Origin of the sequence: Streptococcus gordonii (genome assembly GCF_001553855.1) — a bacterium.
Taxonomy (GTDB): Bacteria; Bacillota; Bacilli; order Lactobacillales; family Streptococcaceae; genus Streptococcus; species Streptococcus gordonii.
In genome coordinates, this window is the sequence record NZ_LQWV01000019.1 from 1,036 (window position 1) to 1,365 (window position 330).

Consider the following 330-nt stretch of genomic DNA (forward strand, 5'->3'; position numbering starts at 1 on the left):
ACGCACTCGTGGAGGCTGAGGTGCTTGCACTCACGGATGCGCTCGTGGACGCCGATGTACTTGCGGACACTGACGCACTCGTGGAAGCCGAAGTACTTGCACTTACCGATGCGCTCGTCGATGCGGACGTACTTGCAGATACGGAAGCGCTGGTTGATGCAGACATACTTGCACTTACCGATGCACTCGTGGAGGCTGACTCACTCACACTTACAGATGCACTGGTTGAGGCGGATTCGCTGGCACTTACCGATGCACTCGTGGACGCAGATTCACTCGCACTTACTGAGGCACTCGTAGACGAGGATTCGCTGGCAGATACTGACGCAC

Annotated in this window: 1 pseudogene; it reads left to right on the forward strand. The window is 56.7% G+C overall.

The window, feature by feature from the left end:
- Nucleotides 1–330, forward strand: a pseudogene (locus AWH02_RS11100) (MSCRAMM family adhesin SdrC); the annotation flags it as partial.